Below are 5,550 nucleotides of genomic sequence, written 5' to 3'. Positions count from 1 at the left end.
AATACCCAAAAAGCATATATGGTCTAAACGTAAAGACGATTTGAATTTTACTTACTCTGCTTTTTTGAAGTTATGCAAAAAACACATTACTTCAACAAATGAAATACCCATAAAAAGCCCAACCCATAAGTTGGATCGTGAAAATATGGACGATTTAAGCGGTATCACAACAAAACCAAAGTAAAAATCAATTCGCCCATCACTTATAGGAACAAAAATTAACTTTACCCCAACACCTGACCCAGAAAGAGTCAAAAGATGGCTCATCAAATCTAAAAAATAAAAAGAAGTTCATTTAGTTTTTTTCTAACTTGATAGTCTTGATTGTTTCCAAGTAGCTGATTTTGTATTGAGGATTAACCATTGATACAACTCTTTCAGTATGGCTTGTTTTTGATGTTTTAAATTGCTTGTAAAAAGAAAATAAAATCGAATGGAACCAAAATCCATTTAAATTGCTCTGGAGAGACTTTAATTTGTTTTATGATGATTTCCATATAAAATATTTTAAACGGCTTCTACGATCAAATATGAAGCGTTTAAAGGCATGTTTAATTTATCTTCCTGAGCATAACAACAAATCATATAAAAAGTCATTGCTAAGAATTACTCAAAAATTAATTTGATTTTTAGAGGTTTTCCACAGGGTAAAAAAAGAATTCACAGGTGATTTTCTTATTATAAATTTATTAAAGTATTATTAAGGGTCATTATCCACAAGATAATTCATTGAAAATAAACAATAAGTTATCCACATAGGTATCTGAAATGACGAAATAAGGTATCTGAAATGACGAAATAAGGTATCTGAAATGACGAAATAAAGTATCTGAAATGACGATAATAAGGTATCTGAAATGACGATAATAATTCTTGCTTTATTCTTTGTAATTACGTTATGTTATTATTCTTAATAAAAAAGGGTAGTTGCGTCTAACAACTACCCTTGAACGACCATTAATTGATTAACTTTTACGACAAAGTACGAAACAATGATCTTCTCAGATAATACCATTCAACATCAAAGTGAATCAACACAAAAAAAGGATAAAAAGAAACATCTTTCCCCAAAGAAACATAAAGAAACTGACTTCTTTCTTGCCGATATCTTCAATAATCTGACATTCCAAGATGATATCGCTAGTATGGAACACCCCTTATTTGCTTTAAAAGCTGGCAATACTAAATTTAAAGAGTATAAGCATAACAACTTTAGTATTTCTATCGCTCCCCATTCTAAATATGGAATGGCTACCATTCATGACAAAGATATTTGGATTTATTGCATTTCAAAACTCATGCAAGCCATTTATGAAGAAAAAGAAATTAGTAGAACCGTTCATTTTACGATCTATGATTATCTTATAACTACAAATAGAAGCACAAGCGGTCAATATTACGAACTAGCTAAAATGGCTCTTGAACGATTAGCAGGAACTCGTATTACAACCAATATTGAAACAGCGAAAACAAGAGAATCTCATGGTTTTGGTTTAATTGATGCATGGCGTGTTGTTGAAGAAAAAGACGGTCGTATGGTCAGAGTATCTGCAACGCTCCCAGACTGGCTTTATCGTTCTATAACGTCTAATCAAGTATTAACCATCAGCCCAGACTATTTTAGACTAAGAAAGCCCTTAGATCGCCGTATTTATGAATTGGCTCGTAAACATTGTGGAAATCAAAAAGAGTGGAAAATAAAATTAGAATTACTTTTAAGAAAAACGGGAAGTAGCGAAAAGTTAAAGGGATTCAGACAATCAATAAAATCTTTAGTGGCAACAAATGAGTTACCAGACTATAGCGTTGCCTATGATCTCGAAAGTGATATGGTGATTTTTACACAAAAATAGAAACTCGTTCAATAGTATAGTTTACAAAAAAAATCATTATAATTCATCAAACAAAAGTTATATTAATGTGTTCCTTTTGCACCGAAATCAGGAAAATTTTTATCTACGTTTGAGAGAGGACTACCTCCTCTTCGAGAAACAATACTATTGTGGTCAAAAAATGTTCTATTTTTCCATAGTTGTTTTGAGGAAGAGTAAAATAGAAATTAAATCTTTGTTGCATTGTATGCGGTGTAATCTAGTAAATACAAAATACTTTCGTTTGTTAAAATTTACAATAAATACTCTATTTCTTGGATTGTTTGCTTTAATGAATCTTTATTGGAATACAAGTATCCTCTAAGGGAAATATCACTTCCCTTATGATAAAGAAGATTAAATTCCAATTTATAGATATTGCCTTCTGTAACAATGACAGATCTAAATGGGTCTCTATCTATTACACATTTCAACGAAATCAGTTGATTTTCATCATTTAAAAAACAATCCCCCTCATCATGATTAACCATTTGCTTTAACCCACAATTAAAATTTTCTAATGCGTCATAGGTTATTACAATATCTTTTGATGCAAACTTACATTCCAGTTTTTGAAAATAGATGTTACAGCTTGTATTATCTCCAGACTTCCTATGTTTTTGATCCGCACTTGATTGATTGACATCAATCTGGATCAGTTCACGTTCACCTTTGATTTCTATCATTTTGTATTTATTTCATATAACTATATTAAAATCTATTAAAGAGGTAATAAATCTTGATGGAAATCCCATAAAGCTGCCCTGGTAACCAATAAAGAGCCTTTTAAAATCAACATATCCTCATCTATATCTTGAACAATATTTGGATCAATAAACTTAAATTCAATTATATAATCTGAAGAACCTTCAACCCTTTTACATTCCAGAGAAGCGTCAGGATATATAAAATTAAATGAACAACTATTATACCTCGTGTCTTTTATTAATGGTTTGAATGTTGTTGCAGACCAAGAAGGGAATATTCTCTTTAATTGTGTTGTTAACCAAGAATCAGGTTCTTGATATAGTTTTTCTGTAATACTGGAATTTTCATTATTCTTTAGTAATTCTTCTAAAGAATATTTAAAGCTCGACAAAGGTCCATCATCACAGTAATCATCTTTACACATAAAAAAAATATCATTATTTTTGTAAGAAAAAGTATATTCTATACCACCACTACTCGTATAATTAACTTCGAGTTGAAGAATGCTACCATCTTTTCCTTCAATTTCTATCATTCACCTTTTTTCCAATTCCACTCTGGATGTCCTTCACTGTTATATTTTATATTTTTTGTTGCCTCTACTTGTCTTTTAAACGCTTTTATATCGTAATCTTTAAACTCTTTTATCTCTCTTTTTGTCAATTGTTTTCTTTCATTTTTTTCTATTCTTTTTATCCTTTTATCTTCGATATATGGTTTTTTATAAATAGTCTGTGTCTTATATTCCTCCATCCACTTGTTTATCCTTCCAGACCATGTACCTTTTTTGGGATTTAAATTACCAATCCTATCAGCATCAGAATAATGAAAATGTTTGATCGTCCATGTTCTTTCATTAACAATAACTTCAACCAGACGAGGTGTACCATTCTTATACACAATCCCTACATATGTTTTATACATCAATCCAAAAGCACGATTTGATGAATCAGGTAATCTTACCCCATTTCTGATAATATGTTCCAAAATCACTTCTGGAATATATCTCTTTGGATTTGACATATGTCCCAATGCTGTATCTTCAAATTTCAACTTAACTACAGCAAGTCCCATTTTTAATTTTGATTTTAAAACAAAAGTAGTCGGTGCTGCGACTACTGCTGTACTAATTTGAATCTTTGTAGGTGGTCCTTGTGGTTTCCCTTCTGCAATTGCTAGCTTTATCCTTCTTCGCCTTTCTTTGAATATACTTCTGCCTTGTTGATAAGGTTCAGGAGCTCTATTTGCGATTTCTCTTTCTGCCAATAATAATTTTCTTTTTCCCATCACACGTGCAGAGCGCATCGCATATGGCAAATTTTCAAGTGCCGCATCAGTAGCAACCATCAACCAAACATCATCTGAAGAACCAAACATACCGTGATCTTCAGCATCGAAAACAGAGCGACGAAATTTATGATACTCTTCTGCCTCTTCTGAAGACATTGCATCTACGTCTTCTGCAGTTAGTTTACGTTTATATTGATCTACTTCTTTTTCGTTAATATCATAAATAAAACCATATTTAAAAAAACCACTTGTAGGATCATATCCAATAGATCCAATACCTTCATACCCAATACACATTCTCGTCTCTGGATCAATAATAGGTTTCACACCATCTGGTATTGGATTTAAGGAAAAATAATCTTCTGGATCCATCTGTGGGGCAGATCCAGTAAATGGATATGATTGAGGCTCAACAGAATCATAATTACCTTGATATTCACTCATCTTGTGAATCCTCTTCATCATCGGCAATAAGAGTATTCATCACGATTTCTTTGGCGCTTTCTTCGCAAACACCAACTTCTGGATGATATTCAAAATAAACATCTACAGAACAAGAATCTTCATATTGATCCTCATCGTTAATATAATCTTCTTCAATTTTTACATCGTCACTGTAAAGAGGAAATAAAATATCACTTAACTTCTCAAATTGATCGGTAGCCCAGCTATCATTAAAACGTGCTTCAAAGGCTTGACCCATTTCCAAAGCACTAATATTTCCACCTCCCATAAAAAGCATACTCATAGTAACCATTGATCTATACCATAGGATTTTATGCTTATCTGTGTACCTTGTTTCTGTGCTAGAAAGCCTCTCTTTTTTAATAACCTGTAAAATAACACAAGGAGTTTTAGGAGGTGAAACCCGACTGTTCATTCCTTTAACAACAGTTAATTTAGCTCCTGTAATCGGAATAGCTTTTTGTAAAAATTTCCCCACTAAATTATACATTTCTTGATGCGTTAGTTTTTTTAACTTTGGAAACTCTCCATCTTTTGGAGCTTTAGCAGTAACTTTTGCAGGTGTTTTTTTCGTTACTTTTGTGGTTTTCTTTGTTGGTTGTTTATCATTTATTTTATTTTCATCGGTCATTGATTTGTTCACTTTCTTAAATTGATTATTAAGGCATAAAAAAAGACGCCATAACTGCGTCTTTGGTTTAAATATTATTTAATTTTTTATAATTTAGTCATAAAAAAACGACCTCGAAACGGGTCGTTTGTTATTAGTTTGATATTGTGGTCTACCTTGTAGACGTAACAATTTCATTATGGTGTTTACCATAGCATATTTTGACAAACACAACAATAATTCATCCCTACACTGATCCTTTCTTCGTTAAGCATGAAATGCGAATAAGTTTAGTATTCCAGTACTGGAATACACATCTTGCCACACGATATTAGGATACTCTTGTCCGTTTTTGGATTTTTTATTTGATAGAGCGCATTTTTTACAATAAAGTCCAAAAGCGGACAAGAACAGACGTAAAAATCCAAAGAAGGATAAAAAATATGGTAAAGAAGGCAAAATGGGGAGAAGCAAGAGTTCTTTTTTTTCGTTTCAAAGAAGAAATAGAACAGGACATAAAAAGAGCAATACCCAAAAAGCATATATGGTCTAAACGTAAAGACGATTTGAATTTTACTTACTCTGCTTTTTTGAAGTTATGCAAAA

At 31.8% G+C, this 5,550-nt stretch carries 6 protein-coding genes; 2 read left to right on the top strand and 4 right to left on the bottom strand.

The features are described from left to right. Both PQG52_RS11295 and PQG52_RS11290 read left to right on the top strand, forming a co-directional pair. Positions 1-184 (top strand): hypothetical protein (locus PQG52_RS11295; RefSeq protein WP_271829585.1); only part of this gene is annotated, 184 nt, incomplete at its 5' end. Between the two features lie 808 nt (positions 185-992). Continuing rightward, positions 993-1,853, top strand: a complete 861-nt coding sequence (locus tag PQG52_RS11290) for a replication initiator protein A (RefSeq protein WP_271829584.1) — start codon at positions 993-995, stop codon at positions 1,851-1,853. Between the two features lie 272 nt (positions 1,854-2,125). Here the strand turns inward: PQG52_RS11290 and PQG52_RS11285 are convergent, their stop codons facing one another. Genes PQG52_RS11285 through PQG52_RS11270 form a run of 4 tightly spaced genes read right to left on the bottom strand, consistent with a single transcriptional unit; the run spans position 2,126 to position 4,965 of the window. Beyond that, on the bottom strand, positions 2,126-2,557 hold the full coding sequence (locus tag PQG52_RS11285; RefSeq protein ID WP_271829583.1) for a hypothetical protein: 432 nt from the start codon (positions 2,555-2,557) through the stop codon (positions 2,126-2,128). A gap of 35 nt (positions 2,558-2,592) precedes the next feature. Beyond that, the gene (locus PQG52_RS11280; RefSeq protein WP_271829582.1) at positions 2,593-3,114 is read right to left on the bottom strand and encodes a hypothetical protein; all 522 of its coding nucleotides are present in this window, start codon (positions 3,112-3,114) and stop codon (positions 2,593-2,595) included. Next, positions 3,111-4,313 (bottom strand): hypothetical protein, encoded by a 1,203-nt coding sequence (locus PQG52_RS11275; RefSeq protein WP_271829581.1) that lies wholly within the window; start codon positions 4,311-4,313, stop codon positions 3,111-3,113. The genes PQG52_RS11280 and PQG52_RS11275 overlap by 4 nt, the downstream gene beginning before the upstream one ends. Next, complete coding sequence (locus tag PQG52_RS11270) at positions 4,306-4,965, bottom strand: phage neck terminator protein (protein WP_271829580.1); 660 nt, start codon at positions 4,963-4,965, stop codon at positions 4,306-4,308. The genes PQG52_RS11275 and PQG52_RS11270 overlap by 8 nt, the downstream gene beginning before the upstream one ends. Between the last annotated feature and the right edge of the window lie 585 nt (positions 4,966-5,550).

The sequence above is a fragment of the Commensalibacter communis genome (assembly GCF_947179105.1).
Taxonomy (GTDB): Bacteria; Pseudomonadota; Alphaproteobacteria; order Acetobacterales; family Acetobacteraceae; genus Commensalibacter; species Commensalibacter communis.
This window is presented reverse-complemented; position numbering and strand designations above follow the sequence as displayed.